Genomic DNA, 20,058 nt, shown 5'->3' with positions numbered 1-20,058 from the left:
CTTTCCGTCTTACGAAGAGCTCTTTTTGTTTGATGACTTCTGAGCAAAAGTCGACAAAAATCATCAATAATAAAAATCGAGGTGCTCTTTAGGTTAAGGCTGAAATACGTAACCTTCACCAGTAATGGTAATAATTAATCCGTCTCCGAATAATGTTCTTATTTCTGATATAGCGACAATTACAGATGAATTAGTCACTTTCTCACTTCCCCAACCAATCTTTTTTAATTGGCTGACACTAAGCAACTTACCACGATGTCGATTCATAAATAGAATGATCTTACGGTATGCTAAAGGCATGGTAGCCAAAACGTAGCCATTTTCAACATTGCGAATGAGTTTAGTGTTGAGTTCAACAATTTTACCGTTTAGCTCAAGTATTGCGTTGCTTTCAGAGTGGTTTGTTTCTATTACAGGATAGGTGTCCATTTTTATATATTTCCCTTACGATATAGCCAGCGACAAAGTTAGATTCCGTCATTTTTATATAACGTCGCTTATAAGTGGACGTTTAAAATTGACGATAATCAATGGAACCCGTACGGTAAAGAGATTAAATTTTTATTATTAATATATGAACAGGATATAAATGGAAGATAATTAATCCTCCATTACATACCCTTCGTTGGAAACCGTTTGTATACAATGACAGTCTAAGATCCTTCTTATCTCGTAGATAGCAACCAGTACTGAAGCACATGTCACGGCTTTGCCCATCCAGCCTATACGCTTCAAAATTTGCTTATTGATCACTGTCCCCTTGTTTTGATACAAGTAAAAAAGCACCTTACGATGAGGTTCAGCAAGCGTTCCTATAATCGTCCCACACTCCTGATTTCGTACGATTTTCGTACCTGATTGAAATTCTTTATTATTTAGAATCCACTTAGACGGAAGTTTAAAATCGTCTACGTAATTCGCTATTTTTTTCATGGATTCCTCATGTTTCATAAACCGCCGTCCCCTAAAATACTTCCAACATTATCGAATAATAGAAAAATACTAAATTGATGGATCACTTAATACCGTACATTTACTGCAAAATTGATCTTGTGGAATTGTTCTAAAAAACAAATTTTTAGTATACAACCAGCACTACCCGGTAAGTCGATGGCTTTTTCGATATTGGCTTGGGGATAAGCCAAAATGCTTTTTGAAACGATGTGAGAAATTATAAGGGTCTTTGTAGCCAAGTCGGTTGGCAATCATAGAAACCGACCAATCTTGGTATTTCAGAAGACTGGTTGCTTTATCCATCCGTAATTGAATCAACTTGCTGCGTGGTGATAGATCGAATAGCGTCTTGGTGACTCGATTAAGTTGCTCTTCACTGATAAAGACCCTTTCAGCCATACCTGCGACGGTCCATGGTTGGTGAAGACTACTTTCAATCTCGTTATAGAGTGCTTGAACACGTGCGGTGGTGCTGGTCGATTTTGGTTCAAACCCCGTCAGTGTTCGGATAATTTCACTTAAGAGCAACTTACGGTAACTGGCTCGGCCCCCTATCTCAAAGTAAACCAAGTTCATCAGTGACCAGATTTGCTCACACTCTCCGAAAGGCACAATCCCCTGGCCTAAACTTGCTATGTGCTGCCACTGCGGGGTGTCGGGCGTCAGCATCCAGGCCATTTTCCAATAGTTATATTGAGGCTCGAGTTCAAAACGAAATGGGGTTTCTGCAGGAAGAACCACCAGCGTGTATGGTGTGATGGCTTTTACTGAGGTCGCGGTTGTTAAGATACCGCCGCCTTCTTGAGTAAAAATCAGGGTATGAACATTCACTGATTCGCGTTCAACCCAATACGCATCATACAGCTTTGCCATGCCACCCATATATACACCAAAGCTTTTCATCTCTGGGATATCTTCAACGGTCAAAAAACGTTCTTTACATTGCTCTGCGAGAAACACCTCATCTTGCCACGTTGATTTAGGCTTCATGGTATCGATGACGGATTTGCACAGGTTTTGTTGTTTTTTAAACATGTTATTACTTCACTCAAATCACTATAGTTCTGCCATAAACCGGAGAGCTTATGACAACTAACATCAACCCTAACTCATCTATGAATAACAAGCCAGATAGCATATTACCTCGTATCATTAAACTTGGTTTACCTGTTGCTTTGCAAAGTGCCTTGGTTGCTATTCTTGCCCTTGCTGACGTCTTGATGGTCAGTGATTTTGGTATGGAAGCAGCAGCGGCTGTGGGAATTGCATCAAAATGGCACTTCGTTGCGATTATGATTATGGCAGGGTTAGCCTCAGCAAACGGAACCTTAGTCGCTCAATACTGGGGAAAGAATGACCGAAAAAGCGCGCGAACCGTATCCTCCATCGCTATGATGTTTGGATTAAAAGTTCTGCTGCCTGTTACAGCAATCATCACTCTTGGTTCTCAGTTTTTAATGATGTTGCAAACTAGCGATCAAACCGTGATTGAGCTTGGAGCGACTTACCTATGGTATGGGTTCCCTGTTCTACTTCTAACTCACATTGTTGTAGTTGTAGAGGCAAGCATGCGCTCATCAGGTGACACCGTAACACCACTATTGTTAGGTGGTGTTACTATTGCACTCAACATTGCGCTTAACTTTGTTCTTATTAAAGGTGCCTTTGGTATTCCTGCGATGGGTGTAGCAGGCGCGGCATTAGCGACAACTTTAGCGCGATTGATTCAAGTGGGCTTGATGTATAGCTACATGCGTATGCGTAAGCACTGGCTGTTAACCACCCCAAGCTCACCGCATCGTCCGTCACTGTGGCTGTCTTATCGTCGTATTGCTTTACCGTTGACGATGAATGCCGTGTTGTGGGCAATGGGAACGATGGCGTATCAAATGATCTTCGGTCACATGGGCACAACTGAACTTGCCGTGTTTTCGATGCTCGCGCCTTTTGAGTCGCTGTGTTACTCGATCTTCTTTGGTATCTCCGTAGCGTGTTCAGTGTTGCTTGGCCATTCGCTAGGCCGTGATGAATTTGATGAAGCAATGAGCATGGGTCTAACATTCATTAAAGCCGTGGTTGGCTTTGGCGCTATCGTTGGTTTGCTACTGTTTATGGGTAAAGAACATGTTCTATCATGGTTAAACCTTTCTACAGATGCATTGTACCCGCTTGCTTCGCCAGCAATGATGATCATGTGTTTTGCAGTGGTGATTCGTATGCTAAACATGGTGATCATTAACGGTATTATTCGTGCTGGTGGTGATAACGCTTTTTGCTTGCGCATGGATTTCATTGCTATGTGGATGGTTGGCATTCCAGTGTGTGTTTACGGCGCGTTTGTCGCTGGATGGGATTTCAAATACATCTATGGTCTGATGTTGGTAGAAGAAGTGGTGAAACTGGCAATATGCTCGCACCGCTACTTGAGCCGACGCTGGATCAACAATCTCACAGTGACCTACGACGAGCCTCAAGCAGTGTAGCTTTACACATAAAGTATTTTTCCTACAAGACTGCCTTCTGATAATGCAGTTAGCAGAAACACAAAAGGTCTGAGCAATCAGACCTTTTTCGTTTCTTCAGCGACCACTTTAAAGCGCCTGTTACTTCTTGTTCATTCGGATATGGCGATTCGACACATTCGGCAGTGGCTTCTCTGGCACTTTCCGTTTCTCATGAATCAAATGCCTAATCGATAAAATCGGATGCTTAAGTAGCATTCTTGGCCCTGCATAGCGCATCACTAAACGCATCTGCTCTTTCGGGTCTGGTTTATAGCAATGAATCGGACACTTATTACAGGTCGGCTTTGCTTCGCCATAAGGGCATCTATCAAGTCGTGTCTCTGCATAACGCAACAGTTGCTCACACTCTTCACATAACGCGTTATTCTGACGAACCGCACCGTGGTGATCTTTGCAGTAGATGTGCACCATCGCAATAACGGTTTTGTACTCCGTTGCGAGTTCGCCTTGTAGAAGGTTGTTATGTTGGAACATGATTAATTACCTAATAAGAGACCGTACAGGTTGAGATTGACGCTTTCATTAATCGCCTCTTCAACTCGTTCGAACGCAAAACCTAATTTAGTCAGTAGTGCGATACTTCGAATGTTATCAGAGGTAGTGATGGCAACTAAATGATCGATATCAGCATTATGCTTAGCTTGTTCAATTATCGCTTGTGCCGCTTCCAATGCAAAACCTTGCCCATAGACTTCAGGGACAAAACCATAACCAATATCATGAGACTCTAAGGTATCTCTTTTAATGAGTCCGCAGACACCAATTGCTGTTGAGGAGCCTTTAATTTCGACCATCAGTAAACACACGCCCTTCTCTTTATGCATCTTCAGAATGTTGTTTTCGATGTATTCAACAGCCTTGTCAGTATCTGAAATTTCCTTGTCTCCGATGTAACGCTGAAAATCTTCTGAGCTATATAATCTCTGGATAAACGCCGCATCTTGAGGGGTGATCATTCTTAATCGTAAACGTGCGGTCTCGACGGCCTGCATAGTGATATTTTCCTTGCTGAATACCATGTAAATATTGAGTTCTAGATCTAAAATGATTATCCTCCACCGCATAAACTAAATACAAGGCTATGCAGCAATGAACCGTAAGAAAAAAATCAATCAAATTCTAAAGAAAAGACAGAAACAGGCGAATTCTAAACTGCATGGTAGCAACAAGCCTCGCTATATCTCTAAAGCTGATCGCGCAAAAATGGAAGCTGAAGAACAAGCGAAAGCCGCTCTAGAGCAAGCTGAGGGTTCAGTAGAGACAACGGTTGAAGCCGAAGAAGCTGGTATCGAAACTAAAGAAACAAAAGCTGCAGAGTAAGTTTAAACTCGCAGTGTTCTTGCCAGGCACTCTGACCAGAGGCAACGAACAAGAACAAAAAAAGCAGCCTCTATTTGGGCTGCTTTTTTGATCCTACCGTATTAACCTAGCGACTTAGCTATTCAATTAACCTTTGAATGGTTTAACTTCCCAACGTGCGAACGGCGCTTTTGCATTAATCCCCGCTCTTCCCCAGCGGTCTACCGAGTCAACAACAAGAATTCGCTCATTAGGCACCAGCGACTTAATCAAAGTCGTAGGCTTTTTCGCTGTAACTAACCATAGCGCGTTATCTTCAGAAAACATCGCTTTGAGTTTGGCCTTGTCTTGCTCTGTCCATTCCAATTCAGCTTTGAACATACGTGCTTCAACAAACAGTTGGCTACCAGAAACAAAATCTTCCAAGCTTTCTGAAAGCAACAATACTGAATCTACGTCGTTATCCAATAATACCGCTTGTTGCTTGTTAATCAGTTCACGTACATCAAGCATCACACGCTGTAAATTGCTATCAATCGTCTCTGCTTGCGCTGGCCACAATAACTTAAAGTCGTCAGCCACAATTGCCGCCATGCGCGTTAAGTTAGTTGGGTTTAACCACGCGAACTTAGACACATCACCACTCGATAGCGTCAACGCGGCAACACCTTGTGCGCGCGGTGTAATCGCTTGAGCGGCATCCACCTCAACCAAACGGATGTTGCCTTGCCTTGCGTATACAAATGTAGGATCCGCTTGCCAAATAGATGACAGCGTTAACGCAACGGTCGCCTTCTCTCCTGACTTAAGCACCTTGCTTTCACCCTTAGTGCCAAACCAGTTAGGTAAGCGATCAATACCGTACCGTTTTGGTGGTAGGTATTCAGTCGTAATGTCAGTGCCTTTGGTTAGCTCTGTTGCCAATGCATAAGTCACAGGTGTGCTCGTTAAGATGTCTTCTGCGTTAGCGTTCAGTGACACCACAGATCCAGCCATTAAGACACTACCATGCACACCCACTTGAGCCGCTGTTTTTACTGAGCTTAAAATACGATTCATTAAAGGAGTCATAGTTATGCCTTTCTTATAATTCGGTATAGCGTTGCCGCTAGGAAAAACGTTGCAGAAACGATGATGATTGAAGCACCCGACGGTACTGGCAATTTAAGTTCCATTGGTAATACCGTGCCAACCAAACACGCAATGGTCGCTAGCAATGCTGATAACAACACAAAGCTACCCATGCGCTTGGTTAATAGTCGAGCCGTTGCACCTGGAATCAATAACAACGCGCCTACCAAAACTGCACCCACAATCTTAACGGCAGCAATCGTGACTAACGTGATCATCATGACAAACAGGTAGTCGTAGAAACTGGTGTTGTAACCTCGAACCTTCGCAATATCAGGGCTGATACAAGTGAGAAGAATACGGTTAAACGTCGGTATCAAGAGCAAAATGATGAGTGCGCAGCTACCTGCGAGAATCGCTAAGTCTTGATCTGTTACCGTCAGAATCGAACCAAACAGCACATTCTCAAGCATGTGGATGTTGATCTTACGTGCCACGTACATCAACAATGCCGCCCCGACCGCTAAAGCGAGCGCAAGAAAAACGCCGACTAAGGTATCGTATGGCACGTTGGTTCTGTTTCTTACAAAGTGAAGAAGCAAAGCAAAGATCATACAGAAGCTAAACAGACCAATAATTGGGTTTTCTGGTGGTTCGCCAAGCAAAACACCAATAGCAATACCGGTTAATGCTGCGTGACCTACCGCTTCAGAGAAGAATGCCAGACGCTTTGCAATAACCAAAGTACCAAGGCCACCTAATAACGGGCCAAGTAACAATGCGGCAACGAGTGCATTCACCATAAACGCATACATGAAGCTGTCTGATAACCAACCCGCTTCAACGCCACTAATGGCAAGTTGTCGTAACCACTCCATTACGCAACCTCCTTCGATTTGGTGATGGCAGATCCACTGCTATAGTGCTGGAACAGACTCTCGATTTTAGTAGGGTGTAGTACTTGTTCATGTGAACCACTATCCACCAAGAATCGATTCACAACATGTACATTCGCTTCAAGACGACGTACTGCGGTTACATCATGGTGAACAGCAAGAATGGTACGCCCTTCATTAACGCATTCACGAACTAGCGATTCTAAATAACGAACGCCTTGTTCATCCATGCCGGTAGTGGGTTCGTCCAACACTAATAAACTTGGATTGTCCAACAACGCTTGAGCAAACAACACACGTTGCTGCTCACCACCCGATAGCTGGCCCATACGGCGGTCGCTACGAGACGCCATTCCCACACGATCGAGTTGTGCTAATGCAAGATCTAATTGCTTGGACTTACGACGCCAAAACAGCGGAATTCTTGTTTGGTTGAGCAGTACAAAGTCCATTACCGTCAGAGGTAAGCTCGATTCGAAGGTCGCTTTTTGAGGAACGTAACCAATGCTTGGCTTTTCTGGCCAATGAATATTGATTTGACCAGAGAAAGGCGTCAAACCAAGAACTGAACGCAGCAAAGAGGTTTTGCCTCCGCCGTTTGGCCCCATGATCACATGGCATTCACCCGCTTTAAGCTCTAGCGTGATATCATCCAGAATTACGTTGTTGTCGTATTGCAGACCGAGTTGGTTGATTGAAATCGATGGACCTTGCATTATGCCTTCCCGCTTTTAGCCTGGTTAGCCGCAGCAAATTTCATGGCTTCGATTAACGTTTCTAAGTTCTTCTTCATTTCGACTTCCACCTTATCGTCTTCATACTCACCGTGCGTCATGTGAGAAAAACGGTAAAGCTGCACACCCGTTTCGGCTTCAATCGTATCCACAAATCGATTAGGCATGTTCAGTTCGTAAAACAGGACATCAATGCCCGATGCGCGGATCTTCTCGATCGTATCTTGCAGTTGGCTCGCACTTGGTTCAACACCGTGTGCAGGCTCAATCACCGCCGCGACATCCACACCAAACTCTTGAAGGATATAACCATAAGCATTGTGCGTGGTCGCCACTTTCATACCTGATGTATCGAGTTCACCTAATGACAACATCGCATCACGCTTCATAAAGCGAAATTGCTTGGCGTACTTACGTGCGTTTTTGCGATAAAACGCCGCGTTGTTTGGATCGAGTTTAGAAACTTCACTCGCGATGGTGTACACCTTTTGGATTGTTGTAGAAAGTCCAACAAACGTATGTGGATTCACCGCCCCTTGGCCAACAGACTGGCCTAATGCAGGAAGTAGAGGTACTTCTTTGTTCGCTTCAATAACCATTAAATCATCACGTTGCGCAGCTGAAATGACTTTTAATGCGAAGTCATCATGGCCAATACCATTTACCACGATTGCATCCATCTGGCTCAATCGCTTCAAGTCATTCGGTTGTGGCAAGTAATTATGCGGGTTAAAGCCAGCATCAACCAAAGGAAGGATGTTCACTTTGTCACCGACCACTGCTTTTACGTAGCTATAGTAAGGCTGTAGGGTAATACCTATCGTCAACTTATCGCTGTCGACTGTGTATTCTTTTGCCAATGCATTGGGTGTCGATAGCACCGCCATTAACGACATCAATAGAGTCATGAATCGCATAGTAAATCTCTTATTATTTGTGAACTTATGGTCAATGAGCTGATTAGTCCGTAAGCATCTTGATTTTGTGAACATCTTCTTTTTGAACATATTGCTGATGAGAACCTAAAGTTTGAAACATTGCTTAATGAGAAGCAGCGTCATGTTGTTCAGATACTTCTGACTCGTTCACCACCAGTTTCCAGCCTGCGGATTCCAATGTGTTTTCATCAAATTGAGTAGGTTGGCTTGCGACACCACCGAAGAAAATCCAGATTTCCGGAGAAACACTGTTCGCGTTCAAAATAAAGGAGTCCGCGAAGCCATGAGTGTTTGGCGTAGAGAAGTAATAACCACGCTCGTCCAATAGCCAAGCATGAGAACCTTTGCGCTTCCAACTCTGGTCTTCAACAAATGGCGCGACCCATTCGCCTTTCAGCGACATAACACTTGGCCAATCGCCGTCTAAGTCCATACGAAGATCTCGAATCTCTTCATGAGCTAAACGGAGTTCTGACAGCATCGCCAAGTTTTCTTGCTCAACATCAGTCACTAAGACTTGGTGATCAAGGGTCACTTCGATATGAGATTCTGCTTGATTAAACGGAATAGCAACCGTCGCAAAACAAAGGATGAATATAATGATTAGGCCAACCCACTTGCCCTCTCTTCCGCCTGTGTCAGCGCGTACACTTTGAATCATCATTTTTCTTTGATCTCTACAACGTCGACTTCAACAGGAAACTCGTGACCTGAATCAAACACAAGGTAAAACTCAGAATTTGGGTTTGGAAATTCGACAATAGAGCGTTTATCTGTCATCTCTTTCGCTATCAAGTTATCTTCATAGTCGTACATCGCGACTGCGTAATCTATCGCTTTACTACCATCAGAGTAACCCGCCTCACAGGCAACCGTTTTGCCTTCAAACCAACAGCTCATCAATGGAAAGTGTGCTTGCGCAGGTAATGCCGCTAAACCAAGCCCCAGAGCCAAGCTCGGGGCAATTATGGTGTTTGCTTTTATTGTTATTTTCATCGTTCGTACCCTCGCCACGTTACAAATTTTCAGTGGTATACTGACCGTTAAAGGGCTCTAATGAGCCCTTGTCTTTTTTATCTAATAATCAGGAGCTTTCTCCCGATAAAACCGACTATTGAAGTAATGCTTCGAACGTCAGATGCACATTCGTACTTGCTTTGTCTGCCAGTGGGTTGTCAACCAACTCACCTTTGTAGTTCGCTTTCATTACGTAACGACCCGCTACGTCTGGAGTAAACGTGATTTCACCGTTTTCATCGCTCACTACATCAATCTGCTCTTGGTGATTGCGGTAAAGCGTACCTTCACGAGTAATTTCCGCTTTCACGTCTTTCTGGATTTCACCGTTGTAGAAGAATTGGAATGTCACCGGTTCGCCTTCAACGATGTCTGAAGGGTGTGTAACAGGCTTCATTTCAAGAAGCTTGCCTTCAATTTTGAAAACTGAATCCGTTGGTTTGCCTACTGTGATGTAACTTTCTGCGCGAGTGAAACCAACTTGAGTTACCACGTCACGTGATTTTGCAGGTAGTAATGCATCACGCTCAGCTTTGGTCGCTTTAATCCATTTTACTGTGTCACGACGACCCGCTTTGTACTGTGTCCAGTACGTTGGTTCGTTGTTGATCGCTACTTTGTGCGTACCTTCCTCCTCAAAATAGAAATCAAACATTGAGCGACGCTTGCCTTTTACAACGAAGTTAGGACGCTCGTTACGGCCATCAGGCATGATAACGAATGCTTTATCACTTCCTGCTGGCTTATCAAAAACAAACGTACCGTGAGATGCCGTCACATCAAATGTTAACCAGTCACCACCTTCTTTAGAAACGGTGAAATGAGAAGGCAAAACCCAACGAGGGTGAGCTTGTGCAGTCGTCGTTGCTGCTAGACCGAACGCCATTACACCCGCAAGAGCAAGAGCCTTTATTTTTGTCTGTTTCATCATGTTCAATTCCATTATTTGTAATCTTCAACCGTGTCGCTCAATGGCGCCTACGATTCCAACCTTTGATTTTTCTGTCGCTTGTAAAGCACAGCTTGTGTTATCCGACGTGCTAATTATTTTGCAATGTAGCTCAAGATAATTTTCCCCGTCTCTTCCGTTGCTTTTAATTCATAAGAGGCGTTTGAATCTGTTAGTGATACTTTTTGACGAAGATAGTTACGGCCACCGTGTTCACGAACGACTTCGACATGCACCGTATACTCACCTTGTTCAAGGGTTTCACCGCTGTCGCTCTTGCCATCCCAAACGAAACGATATTGACCAGCAGGACGTGTTGCAGAAGTCACAGCATCAACAAGTTCACGATCGTAACGGCCAACTTTTCTCCACCAACTGCGTAAGTCTTTTAGCCATTCGTCTTTACCGACCCAAAGCTCAATGGTTTTCACTGACTTTCGTTCACTGTTTTCTACCCACACCGCCACGTAAGGACGCGCATACATAGAGGTATCAATCTTGGGTAACTCTAAATTCACATCCAATTTCGCCGTATCAGGAATCGCTTGTGCCATTCCAAGGCTAGGCAAAAGAGACAAAGCCAAAAGCGCCTTACTCCAATTCATTTTTTTCATGTTTAACAACCTTTTAAATCCGTTTAACCTTTAATTAATTCATCTTGTCGACTCATCAATCTTCTAAAAGTTAAGGCACGGCAACAAAATAGATAGCAAGTGAGATTGCAGACCCAAACACCGTCCATTTGATGGAAGTATTCAGTGTCTTTTTCTTAGGTAACAGTAAGCACACGCCAGTCAGTACAAAGAAGATCATCAGCAGCGCAGTGATATCGATAAACCACTTCCACACTTCACCGCTATTACGCCCTTTGTGTAGGTCATTCAACAATGCAATAACGCCATAATTCGTTATTTCGACTTCCACCATTTCAGAAGTCACATCGACAAACACAGAAGCGTTGTAGCCAGGTCCTTTGAAGTCCATAGACACTTCACCGATGAGCAACTCACCGTCTTCAATCTCTGCATAGATGTCTAACCCCGAAGGAACGCCAGATAGGTTTGCTTCTGCAAATAAAAACGTTTCAAAAGCAGACTCGTCGGCTTTCAGTCGACCGTCTTGGATCGTAAACAAACTAGTGGGAAGCGTTAGCGTAGAGTGTTGGATATTGGGTTGGCTGGATTCAAATAGCTCAGGGCGATTAAGAGTGATGCCTGTCACTGAAAAAAAAAGAACAACAAACAACAGCGCCATAGAAATATAAACATGAAGTCGACGAGCCCATGATTGAACTGCCCTACTTTTTAACGACATACAAACCAGTACCTATAGATTTTATGGCGATAATTTAGTTGATAATAATTCGTATTGGCATTCAATTTACATTGTTTACGTTTCTCGCGCGTCGCAAGGAAGTTCACATAACATCAACTGAAGAACAATCGAACTGAATACGTATAAGGATCGCGGCAATATAAGTGGGAAACGTTGATATCCTGAGCTCTAGAGCTTATAGAATGGGCCCTGTTTGGTAAGAGTTCCGTGCATTTAAGAAAGCAATGTTGAAGCTATTTAAAACAGAGATCACTATCAAGGGCATTGGTATGACGATTAGCTCAAGAGTGGTTTAAGCTTATTAACTATAAAACAGACATAACCATGCAAGTTTAAAAGGATTTAGAAATGCGTATTATTGTAGCTTTGGCTGTATTGGCAACGGCTTGTACTAGCCAGATTGTTAGTACTGACGAACATATCGAGAGTTACATCGGTTCCAATATTGCAGATGCTCAAACGTTGTATTTAACGCCCCACTCTCAAGCCGTTACATTTTGGGAGTCACGCACATTTGCTTGGGTAGAAACTCAAACGTCACTCGAGAATGGTGAAATACAACATTCTTTCAAAAACCCCTATCGTGACTGCACCATTAACTGGATTGTAGACCAAAGCGGAGTGATCATTGCGGGATCACACAGTGGCGAGATGTGCAGCCTTTAACTTGAATTTTATTTATCGTTATTCTTACCTCAGTCAAACAACCGCACCGCTCAAGCACCAAGGTTTAAGGTTTAAGGTTTAAGGTTTAAGTCTATTGAATACAAAAAAGGGTGTCATTTGAACGTTCAAATGACACCCTTCATTATCTTATCTTGATACTCTGCTTTCTAACTTCTAACTATAGGTGATTAGACGTTTCCGCTTTCGCTTACCGTTCTTAGCTGGGTCAAATATTTGATCCACCCTTTAGCCTCAGGGGACGGTTCAATGTTGTTCGCACGCTTAGCTTGAGCGAGAGCATTATCTAGGTTCTTCAACTTATACCATGAGCGTACTTTCGCCAATGCAACGTCGGCTTGCTTGTTTTTGTCTTTTACTTTGTCTAAAACAACCAGAGCTCGCTTGTAGTAACCTTGCTGAACCAATAATTGAGCAACATTCCAATGGTATCGAGTGTTCATGTTCGACGCTAACGTCCACACTTCAATGGCATTGTCCCACTCTTTTGCGAGTTGCCAGTAAGTTGCTTGATCAGCCAGAAGTTGAACATCGCTGTTTGCATCATCTAACTTGCTAATTTCTTGCGCAGCGCGCTCAGGGATGCCTCGTTTCGCGTACAATTGAGCAAGCAGCCTACGGTCTGAATGATTCAGTTTAACACCTTGTAGCTCAGCAAGCGCTAAGGTATTCAACGCATCTCGGCTACGTTCTAACCTTAACTGAATCCCAACAAGTTGGCGCCACCAGTTGTCTTTTTCGGGTTGAAGTTCAACTAAACTTTCTAACGTAGGAATTGATTGCTTCCATTGTTTTAACTGTAGTTGCGCACCCAGCTTTAACGAGAGAGGCGACAACTGTGATTTTGAATTGAACTTGTTATGATTACCTATCGCTGCCAGTACTTTCGTCCAGTTTTCAATTTGGTATTCAGCTTGAGCAATTCGCATCCAAAGCGTGTCTTTCTTTTCAGTTTCCGGTGCTGTTTTAACGAGCTCATAATAGTGTGGTAATGCCGCTTTAAAATGCTGCTCGCTAAGCAGTAAATCAGCTAACATACGTTTCGTTACCCAAGCTTGCTCATCGACCAATAAGCCACTATCCACAGCATAAGTAAGCTGCTTGATTGCCGTCTCTGTTTTACCATCTTGCCAGTAAAACACACCAAGCATGCGAGCGACATAGGCTTTGTCATAGCCTTTAGATAACTCCAAACTAGCCAAAACCTCAATCGCCTGTTTAACCTGCTCCTCTTGAGCAAGTTTATTCGCCTTTTGAACACGAATAACGGTGTATTGGGTAAGCTCTTTTGCCGGTACTGTAAGGGGCAGTATCAACAAGCCCACTAATATCCATATCTGTTTCATCATTTTGCCAACTTAAACTCTAGTTTCACGGTTTGACCAACCTGAGCTACCGCTTTTCCATCGACGACTTTGGGTTGATACTTCCATTTTTTAAGTGCTCTTATCGCTTCACGTTCAAACATACGACGTGGATTTGCATCCGTAACTTGAATATCAACAGAACGTCCTGTTTCATCAATTGTAAAAGACAAAATGACATACCCTTCAGCGCCACGCTTTAGCGCTTTTGCTGGATAACGAGGTTCAACTCGATAAAGCGGCATTACCTGTTGATTTGACCCAAAATCAGAAAATGTTGGAGCGTTAATCGCTAGGCCTTCAATTGAAGTATTCAAATCCAGTGAAGACAGTGAAGACATTGAATTCAGAGGCGTTACTTCAGCTTGCGACTGAGACGTTTGCGCTTGCGGTGGCGGCTCTGGCATTTCGGGTTGTTCCGGGACTGCACGTTGTCTTCTCTGTGCTTCTTGTTCTTGTTCAACCATCACCATGTTGAAACTTAACGTCTCACCATTTTCTGGCGAACGTTGGTGCCCATTATCGACCATCCAAGCCATGAAAGAAAATAGAGCTAAACCCAACGCTCCCGCTAAAGGTAATGCAAGAAATAGGCGAATCATTGATTAAGATCCTCCAAGATCATCGCTTTTCAGCTGCAAGCGCAATATTTTTAACACCCGCACCTTTAGCAGCGTCCATCACTTTAACAACCGTACCGTTATAAGCATGCTCATCCGCCTGAATAACCAAAGAAGCATCAGGTTGTTCTAGCAACAAGTGTTCTAACGTCGCTTGAACACGTTCAACATCAACAACACGCTTGTCTATGAAGATGTCATTCGCAGAAGTAATCGCGACAAAGATACCTGCATCTTTTTGGCTCACTACATTTGAAGCTTGCGGGCGATTGACTTCAACACCAGATTCACGAACAAATGAACTCGTCACAATAAAGAAAATAAGCATGATGAATACGATATCAAGCATCGAAGTAAGGTCTATTTGAGCCTCTTCGTTTTTAGAATGACGTCGACCGAGTCTCATCGTTGACTCCTTAAAGATTTTTCTAATTTCAATTCTAAGCGGTTACACACTTTCGCTAAACGAGCATGAACAAACATGCCCGCTAATGCAGCAACCATACCCGCCATAGTTGGTAACGTTGCCAACGAGATACCTGAGGCCATCAATTTAGGGTCACTGCTTCCTTGAGTCGCCATGACGTCAAAAACGGAGATCATACCGGTTACGGTACCGAGTAAACCCAACATCGGACAAATAGCGACTAACAGCTTAATAAAGTTCAAGTTTTGGTTAAGTAAGATAGTCGCTTGCCCTAACCAACCTTCACGAATGGCTTTAGCATGCCAAGAAGAGTGATCTTCTCTTTCATGCCACTGCTTAATCCAAGCTTGACGCTGCTTTGGAAAGTAGAACGCGAGATAAAGCACACGTTCTACCACAAGTACCCAAAAAACGAGGACGACAGCCGCTAGCCACCACAGGACGAAACCGCCCTGATCCATAAAGTTTGATAAAGACAGCAGCCAGTTACTCGTTAACCAACTCACTGGTAATAGAGAACCCGACAAAATACCCATTACGCGGCAGTCCCAACTTGTGAAACAATAGCGCTTGGTTCAATAGACTTCTCTGCCTGCTCAGCAACAAGGCCAATGCCCTGCTTCTCCAGAATATTGCGAATGTTCTCTGACTGAGTACTCAGAATGTTATGTGCCAATAGCAGTGGCATTGCAGCAACAAGGCCAAGTACCGTTGTAACAAGTGCCATCGAAATGCCGCCCGCCATTACTTTAGGGTCACCATTACCAAACTGTGTGATCACTTGGAATGTTTCGATCATGCCGGTTACGGTACCTAGCAAGCCAAGCATTGGTGCTAAAGCAGCTAGAAGCTTCAGCATTGATAAACCTTTCTCTAAGTGAGTTTGTTCATCCACTACCGCTTCTAAAAGTCGCAGTTCTAATGCTTCTACTGTTTGATTTTTCTCTTTGCTGTAAACCGCAAGAACACGACCCAGAGGGTTATTACCTGCTTGTTTTGGGTTCTTAAGCTGTGCACGAATCTTCTGACGAGCGATAGCCAAAGAAATACCACGAACCAATGCGATAATGAGACCAATAGCCAGCAGGCCAAGAATCACTTTACCAACGACACCGCCCGCTTGAAGGCGATCAGCTATGCTTGGGGTTAGCGCTAGTTGTTCAAGCATGAATCCACGAGAAGGATCGACAACAACATTAGATATTTCGCCATTCACAAGTGAAGAAAGCGATGCCAGTGTTGGACCATTTGATGGCTGTTTTAGATACGCAATTGCATCTTCACGCGGAGTATTCCAGCTAACGTAACCTTGGCCTGTCACTAGACCGATTGAACCTAGACGGTAAGCGTCAACTGTTTGTGTAATGCCTTCACCGTTAATGAAGGCGATTTGAGATTTGCTAAGCTCTGAGCTCGCTTGAATCTGCTCAACCATGCTCATCCACAAGCCAGAAAGTTGTGGCATTGATGGTAGTGATTTAGCATCGATAATTTGCTCAACGGTTGCAGTATGCTCAGCACGATCAACACTGTTTACTGTTGAGCTAAGCTCTGCGCCCAATTCTTTTGCGTTCTGACGAACGACGCCGAATAGCTCACCAAGGCTACCTGTTTCTAAACGTAACTTCTCTTCTAAACGAGCAAGTTTGTTTTCGTTATCACTGAATGTCTGAGTCAGAACATCGGTCGCAGCTTGAATAGAGCTACGTTTAGCTTCAAGCTGTGCTTTGATCGCTTTGAGTTGTTGTTCTGTCTTTTTAAAGTCAGCTTCACGAATTACGTTATGAGACGCTTGCGTGCGACTCTCTGATTTTGCTTTATTAACAAGCTGAGCAGTAGTGTCTGATGCAGAGAAAGCAGAAAATGAAATTGACGTAATGCAAAGCAATGCTGCTAATGGCTTTAAGTTCATTACTTGACCTCCGCAACAGTTAAAGAAACAGGTAAAGTAATCAAGCTTGGAGCCGCTTGTTGACCAGCAATATCGTAGGCTTTATCTAGCTCGGACTTCATTGAAGAGTCAAGCTCTTGCCATTGATCTTCTGTTTGATCCCAAGACCAATATTGGCTGCCATTTAGATTGCGAGCGACTAAAGAGATGCGACCTAGGTGCAGTACATCAGCCTCAATCGTTTTTTCACTGGTCAATGCTACACGACCTTGATAAACACCCAGCTTGATGCCGTAGTCCATCTCAATTTGGTATGCCTCTAGGATACGACGATACTTTTCTGCATCACTTACGTCAGCACGAGTCATCATCGCTTGAAGCTTTTCAACTCTCTCTAAACGCTGTTCTTTCTTGATTGGTACGTCTTTCTCAACTAACTGCTGAAGACCATCAATCATCTGATACATCAGAGGTACAACACCTTGACGTGTGTATTTGATTTCGTCGATCTGCCCTTCAATGCTCTGCGCTTCTTGATCTTGACTCTTAACCAATGAGGCAAGATGATCGTGATAGATTTCTAAATTTTTCACTTCTTCTTGCAGACGCTCAACCTCAGCTTGCAGCAATAATGTTGCTTGTGAGCTTTTATCAATAACCTTTTGGCTCGAAGCCGACGCGTTATTGGTCTTGTTTTGAATTGATTGAGCTTGATCCAAGCTGTTTGCCATCGATGACGTTGCAACCAAACTGATGGCAAGTGCTAGGCTAGTTTTTAAAAGATTCATAATTGTAGTCATTTACTATAGAAGAAGAACAAATGAGTTTTATTGATAAGCAGTCTCATTATCATTAAAAACCACTCGCATTGCTAGGGGTATTTTTACTAAATAGCAGAATCAAGAAAGGGGAAAGTCGAAACCTTCCCCTTAATATTTAAGCTACCAATAGTACCCTACTAACAAATTAGTATTTTACCTGTAACGTAGCCATGTAGTTACGACCTTCGCCAACAACAACGCCGCGAGTGCTGCCGCCTTCTAGGTAATCTGTATCAAACAGGTTTTCTACATTAAAGCGTGCAACAAAATCTAAGTTCTCATCGTACTTAATAGTATGTGCAACACCTGCATCTACACGAGTGTAAGCGTCTTTCTTAAATGTGTTAGCACTTTCAGTGTAACGCTCACCTACGTGATACACACCTAGGTTTACATCAGTACCGTTGTTGAATGCGTAAGTAGACCAGATGCTTGCAGTAAATTCAGGAACATCTGCCGGTGTTTTACCATTAAGAGCAGGGTCATTCTTATATTCAGCATCTAAGAACATTGTTGATGCACTTACAGAGAACGCATCCGTCACGTAGCCTGTCGCAGCCAGCTCCACACCGGTGTGAACTTGTTCACCCACCTGTGTAGTACGAGTATCTTTTGCATGAGATGCAGGAAGGTCTTCTGTAACTTGCATGTTCGTTTGTATGATCTGGAATACTGCTCCTGATACAAATAAACGCTCATCAAACAGTTCCCACTTTGAGCCTAGCTCATAAAGTGTACCTTTCTTTGCATCTTGAGACTGGCCGAAGTTCACATCATCTTTATCCGAAATCTCACTTACAGGTTCAAAACTTTCAGAGTAAACCGCGTAAATAGAACCGTTTGGCGCCGGAGAGTAAATCGCACCGAACTTAGGTAGGATGTTATTGTAGCTCTCTTCTTTACCAGAACTGCTCGTCGTATCATCGTAAGCGAAACGAACACCAGCAAGCGCTTGCCACTGCTCATTGAACGTCACTAAATCTTGAAGGTATAGACCGTAGTGTTGGCTCTTTGAGTGTGATACTGAATCATCGTTGTTGTAGTGAATGTCTGCAGGCATATCAAAGCCTTTGCCACACTCTTTCATTGTGTCTGCTTCTGAAGCGTTAAAACAAGCGTAATCTGATACGTACAGGCGCTTGTAATCGTAGTGCAGCCCATTTGCACCCACCAACAGACGGTGGTTCACACCGAATGCATCAACATCACCAGTAAAATCTACGTAAGCCGTATCAAACGTCCACTCATCATGACGGTCTGACACTTTGTAACCATAACCTAGTGTTTGCTTGGTTTTTTTGTCTTTCTTTGAATCAATAACGTTATCTGATTCAGTACGGCGACGCTCGTAAAACTGGCGACTGATACCCGATTTAACTGACCATGTATCGCTCAAGTTTGCGGTAACAGCCACGCCGTAGTTTGCTACGTCGTTGTCCGTTTGTGCGAAGCGTTGGTCATTAACCGTATTTGGGGTAATCGCTTTACCTGTTTTCGTATCAATCTTTGAGCCGTTATCTAGATCACCCAACTCTTGAGTACGGTCGTAATGCGCAGATAGCATCACATCTTCGTTGATGTCGTAATCAACAAATAGACCACCTACAAAGCGGTCAGTATCTACATCTGTGCCGTCAAAACGTGTGCGGTAAGAATCTTGATTTTCTTGTGAAACAATAAGACGAGCACGTAGAGTTTGATCATCGTTCAATGATCCGCTTACATCAGCGGTAGTACGTGTGTAGCTGTCAGAACCAATGTCTTGGCTTACACTAACTTGAGTTTCATACGTAGGCTTCTTAGCAACCATGTTAACAAGGCCACCTGGTGCTGATTTACCGTAGAGTAGACCTGCAGGGCCTTTTAGTACTTCAACACGTTCTAGTAGTTCTACCGGTTGACGGTAATGAGACCAGTGTTGAACGCCATCGCGCAGGTAACCAGAACTGCTTCCTAGAGAGAAACCACGTAGGTTAAAGCGCTCACGGTTCGTTGATTTAGAACCCGCTGAAATTGACGCATCATTTTTTAATACTTCGCCAAGCGTGCTTGCGCGTTGCTCATCAATGATTTGTTCACTGATAATCGTAACTTGTCCTGGAGTCTCTAATTGAGTCGCCTCCATACGCATTGCTGTTGTATTCGTGTCGGCTTTATAACCGTAATCACGACCTTCAACAACCATATGCTCGTCAGTTTTTACTGCTTCTGCCAATACTGCTGGTGAAGCTAATACTGCGCCGATCACTAAAGCCAATGGCTTTTTTGAAAACATGTCCTTTCTCCACTTTTATTCTTTTAGACGAACACTTTGTTATTTATTCGATGTGTCCGTTAGACCGTTTCCGGTACCACTGAATTATTTCGAGGGGGAATATAAGTGATAACTATTACTATTTGCATTGAATTTACATTCTTTGCATTCGTAAGGTTTTGTAAAGACGAGCTGACGAGTCGTTAACCTGCAGTTAAAAGAAACCAATTCAATACAATCATTTAACGAGCACTTGAATTAAAAATCGGTTCTCTTCGC

At 43.4% G+C, this 20,058-nt stretch carries 24 protein-coding genes; 3 read left to right on the top strand and 21 right to left on the bottom strand.

The genetic code is table 11. From position 1 onward, the window contains the following. Positions 1–93: 93 nt before the first annotated feature. From Q5H80_RS17600 to Q5H80_RS17590, 3 genes are all read right to left on the bottom strand, one after another. Positions 94–429: a helix-turn-helix domain-containing protein gene (locus Q5H80_RS17600; RefSeq protein WP_304570688.1), complete on the bottom strand. Its 336-nt coding sequence runs from the start codon at positions 427–429 to the stop codon at positions 94–96. A 171-nt stretch (positions 430–600) separates the two neighbouring features. Continuing rightward, positions 601–951: a winged helix-turn-helix domain-containing protein gene (locus Q5H80_RS17595; RefSeq protein ID WP_369809726.1), complete on the bottom strand. Its 351-nt coding sequence runs from the start codon at positions 949–951 to the stop codon at positions 601–603. A gap of 144 nt (positions 952–1,095) precedes the next feature. After that, the gene (locus Q5H80_RS17590; RefSeq protein WP_304570684.1) at positions 1,096–1,989 is read right to left on the bottom strand and encodes a helix-turn-helix domain-containing protein; all 894 of its coding nucleotides are present in this window, start codon (positions 1,987–1,989) and stop codon (positions 1,096–1,098) included. Positions 1,990–2,039: 50 nt separating this feature from the next. Here Q5H80_RS17590 and Q5H80_RS17585 point away from each other — a divergent pair, with 50 nt between their 5' ends. Next, positions 2,040–3,437, top strand: a complete 1,398-nt coding sequence (locus Q5H80_RS17585; protein ID WP_304570682.1) for an MATE family efflux transporter — start codon at positions 2,040–2,042, stop codon at positions 3,435–3,437. Positions 3,438–3,557: 120 nt separating this feature from the next. Here Q5H80_RS17585 and Q5H80_RS17580 read toward each other — a convergent pair whose 3' ends face one another. Then, positions 3,558–3,953, bottom strand: a complete 396-nt coding sequence (locus tag Q5H80_RS17580; protein WP_304570681.1) for a nitrous oxide-stimulated promoter family protein — start codon at positions 3,951–3,953, stop codon at positions 3,558–3,560. 2 nt (positions 3,954–3,955) lie between these two features. Beyond that, entirely contained in the window at positions 3,956–4,471 is a 516-nt protein-coding gene (locus Q5H80_RS17575; RefSeq protein ID WP_304570680.1) for a GNAT family N-acetyltransferase, read from the bottom strand. Between the two features lie 97 nt (positions 4,472–4,568). Here Q5H80_RS17575 and Q5H80_RS17570 point away from each other — a divergent pair, with 97 nt between their 5' ends. Next, positions 4,569–4,799 (top strand): DUF2986 domain-containing protein, encoded by a 231-nt coding sequence (locus tag Q5H80_RS17570; RefSeq protein ID WP_304570679.1) that lies wholly within the window; start codon positions 4,569–4,571, stop codon positions 4,797–4,799. A 126-nt stretch (positions 4,800–4,925) separates the two neighbouring features. Here Q5H80_RS17570 and Q5H80_RS17565 read toward each other — a convergent pair whose 3' ends face one another. The 9 genes from Q5H80_RS17565 to Q5H80_RS17525 all read right to left on the bottom strand — a co-directional run bounded on the left by Q5H80_RS17565 (position 4,926) and on the right by Q5H80_RS17525 (position 11,697). Continuing rightward, positions 4,926–5,849, bottom strand: coding sequence for an ABC transporter substrate-binding protein (locus Q5H80_RS17565; RefSeq protein ID WP_304570678.1), 924 nt, complete (start codon positions 5,847–5,849; stop codon positions 4,926–4,928). A 2-nt stretch (positions 5,850–5,851) separates the two neighbouring features. After that, positions 5,852–6,727 carry a metal ABC transporter permease gene (locus Q5H80_RS17560; protein ID WP_012600593.1) on the bottom strand — a complete coding sequence of 292 codons (876 nt, stop codon included), beginning with the start codon at positions 6,725–6,727 and terminating at the stop codon, positions 5,852–5,854. After that, complete coding sequence (locus Q5H80_RS17555) at positions 6,727–7,461, bottom strand: metal ABC transporter ATP-binding protein (RefSeq protein WP_304570677.1); 735 nt, start codon at positions 7,459–7,461, stop codon at positions 6,727–6,729. Before Q5H80_RS17555 ends, Q5H80_RS17560 begins: the two co-directional genes overlap by 1 nt. After that, complete coding sequence (locus Q5H80_RS17550) at positions 7,461–8,396, bottom strand: metal ABC transporter solute-binding protein, Zn/Mn family (protein ID WP_304570676.1); 936 nt, start codon at positions 8,394–8,396, stop codon at positions 7,461–7,463. Before Q5H80_RS17550 ends, Q5H80_RS17555 begins: the two co-directional genes overlap by 1 nt. Positions 8,397–8,520: 124 nt before the next feature. Next, positions 8,521–9,081, bottom strand: a complete 561-nt coding sequence (locus Q5H80_RS17545) for a hypothetical protein (RefSeq protein WP_304570675.1) — start codon at positions 9,079–9,081, stop codon at positions 8,521–8,523. After that, positions 9,078–9,413, bottom strand: a complete 336-nt coding sequence (locus tag Q5H80_RS17540; RefSeq protein WP_304570674.1) for a hypothetical protein — start codon at positions 9,411–9,413, stop codon at positions 9,078–9,080. Before Q5H80_RS17540 ends, Q5H80_RS17545 begins: the two co-directional genes overlap by 4 nt. Positions 9,414–9,528: 115 nt before the next feature. Next, on the bottom strand, positions 9,529–10,365 hold the full coding sequence (locus tag Q5H80_RS17535; RefSeq protein ID WP_304570673.1) for a DUF4198 domain-containing protein: 837 nt from the start codon (positions 10,363–10,365) through the stop codon (positions 9,529–9,531). Positions 10,366–10,478: 113 nt separating this feature from the next. Next, positions 10,479–10,997: a DUF2271 domain-containing protein gene (locus Q5H80_RS17530; protein WP_065680035.1), complete on the bottom strand. Its 519-nt coding sequence runs from the start codon at positions 10,995–10,997 to the stop codon at positions 10,479–10,481. Between the two features lie 70 nt (positions 10,998–11,067). Next, entirely contained in the window at positions 11,068–11,697 is a 630-nt protein-coding gene (locus Q5H80_RS17525) for a PepSY-associated TM helix domain-containing protein (RefSeq protein ID WP_304570672.1), read from the bottom strand. 369 nt (positions 11,698–12,066) lie between these two features. Here Q5H80_RS17525 and Q5H80_RS17520 point away from each other — a divergent pair, with 369 nt between their 5' ends. Next, positions 12,067–12,384, top strand: a complete 318-nt coding sequence (locus Q5H80_RS17520) for a hypothetical protein (RefSeq protein ID WP_304570671.1) — start codon at positions 12,067–12,069, stop codon at positions 12,382–12,384. A 188-nt stretch (positions 12,385–12,572) separates the two neighbouring features. Here the strand turns inward: Q5H80_RS17520 and Q5H80_RS17515 are convergent, their stop codons facing one another. The 7 genes from Q5H80_RS17515 to Q5H80_RS17485 form a co-directional block, all read right to left on the bottom strand. After that, entirely contained in the window at positions 12,573–13,751 is a 1,179-nt protein-coding gene (locus tag Q5H80_RS17515) for a lipopolysaccharide assembly protein LapB (protein WP_304570670.1), read from the bottom strand. After that, a complete protein-coding gene (locus Q5H80_RS17510; protein ID WP_304570669.1) occupies positions 13,748–14,368 on the bottom strand; it encodes an energy transducer TonB in 621 nt (206 codons plus the stop codon). The genes Q5H80_RS17515 and Q5H80_RS17510 overlap by 4 nt, the downstream gene beginning before the upstream one ends. Positions 14,369–14,387: 19 nt before the next feature. Then, positions 14,388–14,792 (bottom strand): biopolymer transporter ExbD, encoded by a 405-nt coding sequence (locus tag Q5H80_RS17505; protein WP_004731145.1) that lies wholly within the window; start codon positions 14,790–14,792, stop codon positions 14,388–14,390. Next, positions 14,789–15,349 (bottom strand): MotA/TolQ/ExbB proton channel family protein, encoded by a 561-nt coding sequence (locus Q5H80_RS17500; RefSeq protein WP_304570664.1) that lies wholly within the window; start codon positions 15,347–15,349, stop codon positions 14,789–14,791. Before Q5H80_RS17500 ends, Q5H80_RS17505 begins: the two co-directional genes overlap by 4 nt. Further along, positions 15,349–16,725, bottom strand: a complete 1,377-nt coding sequence (locus Q5H80_RS17495; RefSeq protein ID WP_304570662.1) for a MotA/TolQ/ExbB proton channel family protein — start codon at positions 16,723–16,725, stop codon at positions 15,349–15,351. The genes Q5H80_RS17500 and Q5H80_RS17495 overlap by 1 nt, the downstream gene beginning before the upstream one ends. After that, positions 16,725–17,492: a DUF3450 domain-containing protein gene (locus tag Q5H80_RS17490; RefSeq protein WP_304570661.1), complete on the bottom strand. Its 768-nt coding sequence runs from the start codon at positions 17,490–17,492 to the stop codon at positions 16,725–16,727. The genes Q5H80_RS17495 and Q5H80_RS17490 overlap by 1 nt, the downstream gene beginning before the upstream one ends. Before the next feature lie 178 nt (positions 17,493–17,670). After that, positions 17,671–19,800: a TonB-dependent siderophore receptor gene (locus tag Q5H80_RS17485; protein ID WP_304570660.1), complete on the bottom strand. Its 2,130-nt coding sequence runs from the start codon at positions 19,798–19,800 to the stop codon at positions 17,671–17,673. Positions 19,801–20,058 lie beyond the last annotated feature (258 nt).

Origin of the sequence: Vibrio sp. SNU_ST1 (genome assembly GCF_030563405.1) — a bacterium.
GTDB lineage: Bacteria > Pseudomonadota > Gammaproteobacteria > Enterobacterales > Vibrionaceae > Vibrio.
This window is presented reverse-complemented; position numbering and strand designations above follow the sequence as displayed.

Coding starts and splice junctions, on each gene's coding strand:
- Q5H80_RS17580 (WP_304570681.1), bottom strand. CDS start 3,953: ATGTTCCAACATAACAACCTTCTACAAGGCGAACTCGCAACGGAGTAC.
- Q5H80_RS17525 (WP_304570672.1), bottom strand. CDS start 11,697: ATGTCGTTAAAAAGTAGGGCAGTTCAATCATGGGCTCGTCGACTTCAT.
- Q5H80_RS17550 (WP_304570676.1), bottom strand. CDS start 8,396: ATGCGATTCATGACTCTATTGATGTCGTTAATGGCGGTGCTATCGACA.
- Q5H80_RS17570 (WP_304570679.1), top strand. CDS start 4,569: ATGAACCGTAAGAAAAAAATCAATCAAATTCTAAAGAAAAGACAGAAA.
- Q5H80_RS17590 (WP_304570684.1), bottom strand. CDS start 1,989: ATGTTTAAAAAACAACAAAACCTGTGCAAATCCGTCATCGATACCATG.
- Q5H80_RS17520 (WP_304570671.1), top strand. CDS start 12,067: ATGCGTATTATTGTAGCTTTGGCTGTATTGGCAACGGCTTGTACTAGC.
- Q5H80_RS17560 (WP_012600593.1), bottom strand. CDS start 6,727: ATGGAGTGGTTACGACAACTTGCCATTAGTGGCGTTGAAGCGGGTTGG.
- Q5H80_RS17585 (WP_304570682.1), top strand. CDS start 2,040: ATGACAACTAACATCAACCCTAACTCATCTATGAATAACAAGCCAGAT.
- Q5H80_RS17530 (WP_065680035.1), bottom strand. CDS start 10,997: ATGAAAAAAATGAATTGGAGTAAGGCGCTTTTGGCTTTGTCTCTTTTG.
- Q5H80_RS17575 (WP_304570680.1), bottom strand. CDS start 4,471: ATGCAGGCCGTCGAGACCGCACGTTTACGATTAAGAATGATCACCCCT.
- Q5H80_RS17600 (WP_304570688.1), bottom strand. CDS start 429: ATGGACACCTATCCTGTAATAGAAACAAACCACTCTGAAAGCAACGCA.
- Q5H80_RS17505 (WP_004731145.1), bottom strand. CDS start 14,792: ATGAGACTCGGTCGACGTCATTCTAAAAACGAAGAGGCTCAAATAGAC.
- Q5H80_RS17545 (WP_304570675.1), bottom strand. CDS start 9,081: ATGATGATTCAAAGTGTACGCGCTGACACAGGCGGAAGAGAGGGCAAG.
- Q5H80_RS17500 (WP_304570664.1), bottom strand. CDS start 15,349: ATGGGTATTTTGTCGGGTTCTCTATTACCAGTGAGTTGGTTAACGAGT.
- Q5H80_RS17510 (WP_304570669.1), bottom strand. CDS start 14,368: ATGATTCGCCTATTTCTTGCATTACCTTTAGCGGGAGCGTTGGGTTTA.
- Q5H80_RS17490 (WP_304570661.1), bottom strand. CDS start 17,492: ATGAATCTTTTAAAAACTAGCCTAGCACTTGCCATCAGTTTGGTTGCA.
- Q5H80_RS17535 (WP_304570673.1), bottom strand. CDS start 10,365: ATGATGAAACAGACAAAAATAAAGGCTCTTGCTCTTGCGGGTGTAATG.
- Q5H80_RS17595 (WP_369809726.1), bottom strand. CDS start 951: ATGAAACATGAGGAATCCATGAAAAAAATAGCGAATTACGTAGACGAT.
- Q5H80_RS17485 (WP_304570660.1), bottom strand. CDS start 19,800: ATGTTTTCAAAAAAGCCATTGGCTTTAGTGATCGGCGCAGTATTAGCT.
- Q5H80_RS17495 (WP_304570662.1), bottom strand. CDS start 16,725: ATGAACTTAAAGCCATTAGCAGCATTGCTTTGCATTACGTCAATTTCA.
- Q5H80_RS17540 (WP_304570674.1), bottom strand. CDS start 9,413: ATGAAAATAACAATAAAAGCAAACACCATAATTGCCCCGAGCTTGGCT.
- Q5H80_RS17515 (WP_304570670.1), bottom strand. CDS start 13,751: ATGATGAAACAGATATGGATATTAGTGGGCTTGTTGATACTGCCCCTT.
- Q5H80_RS17565 (WP_304570678.1), bottom strand. CDS start 5,849: ATGACTCCTTTAATGAATCGTATTTTAAGCTCAGTAAAAACAGCGGCT.
- Q5H80_RS17555 (WP_304570677.1), bottom strand. CDS start 7,461: ATGCAAGGTCCATCGATTTCAATCAACCAACTCGGTCTGCAATACGAC.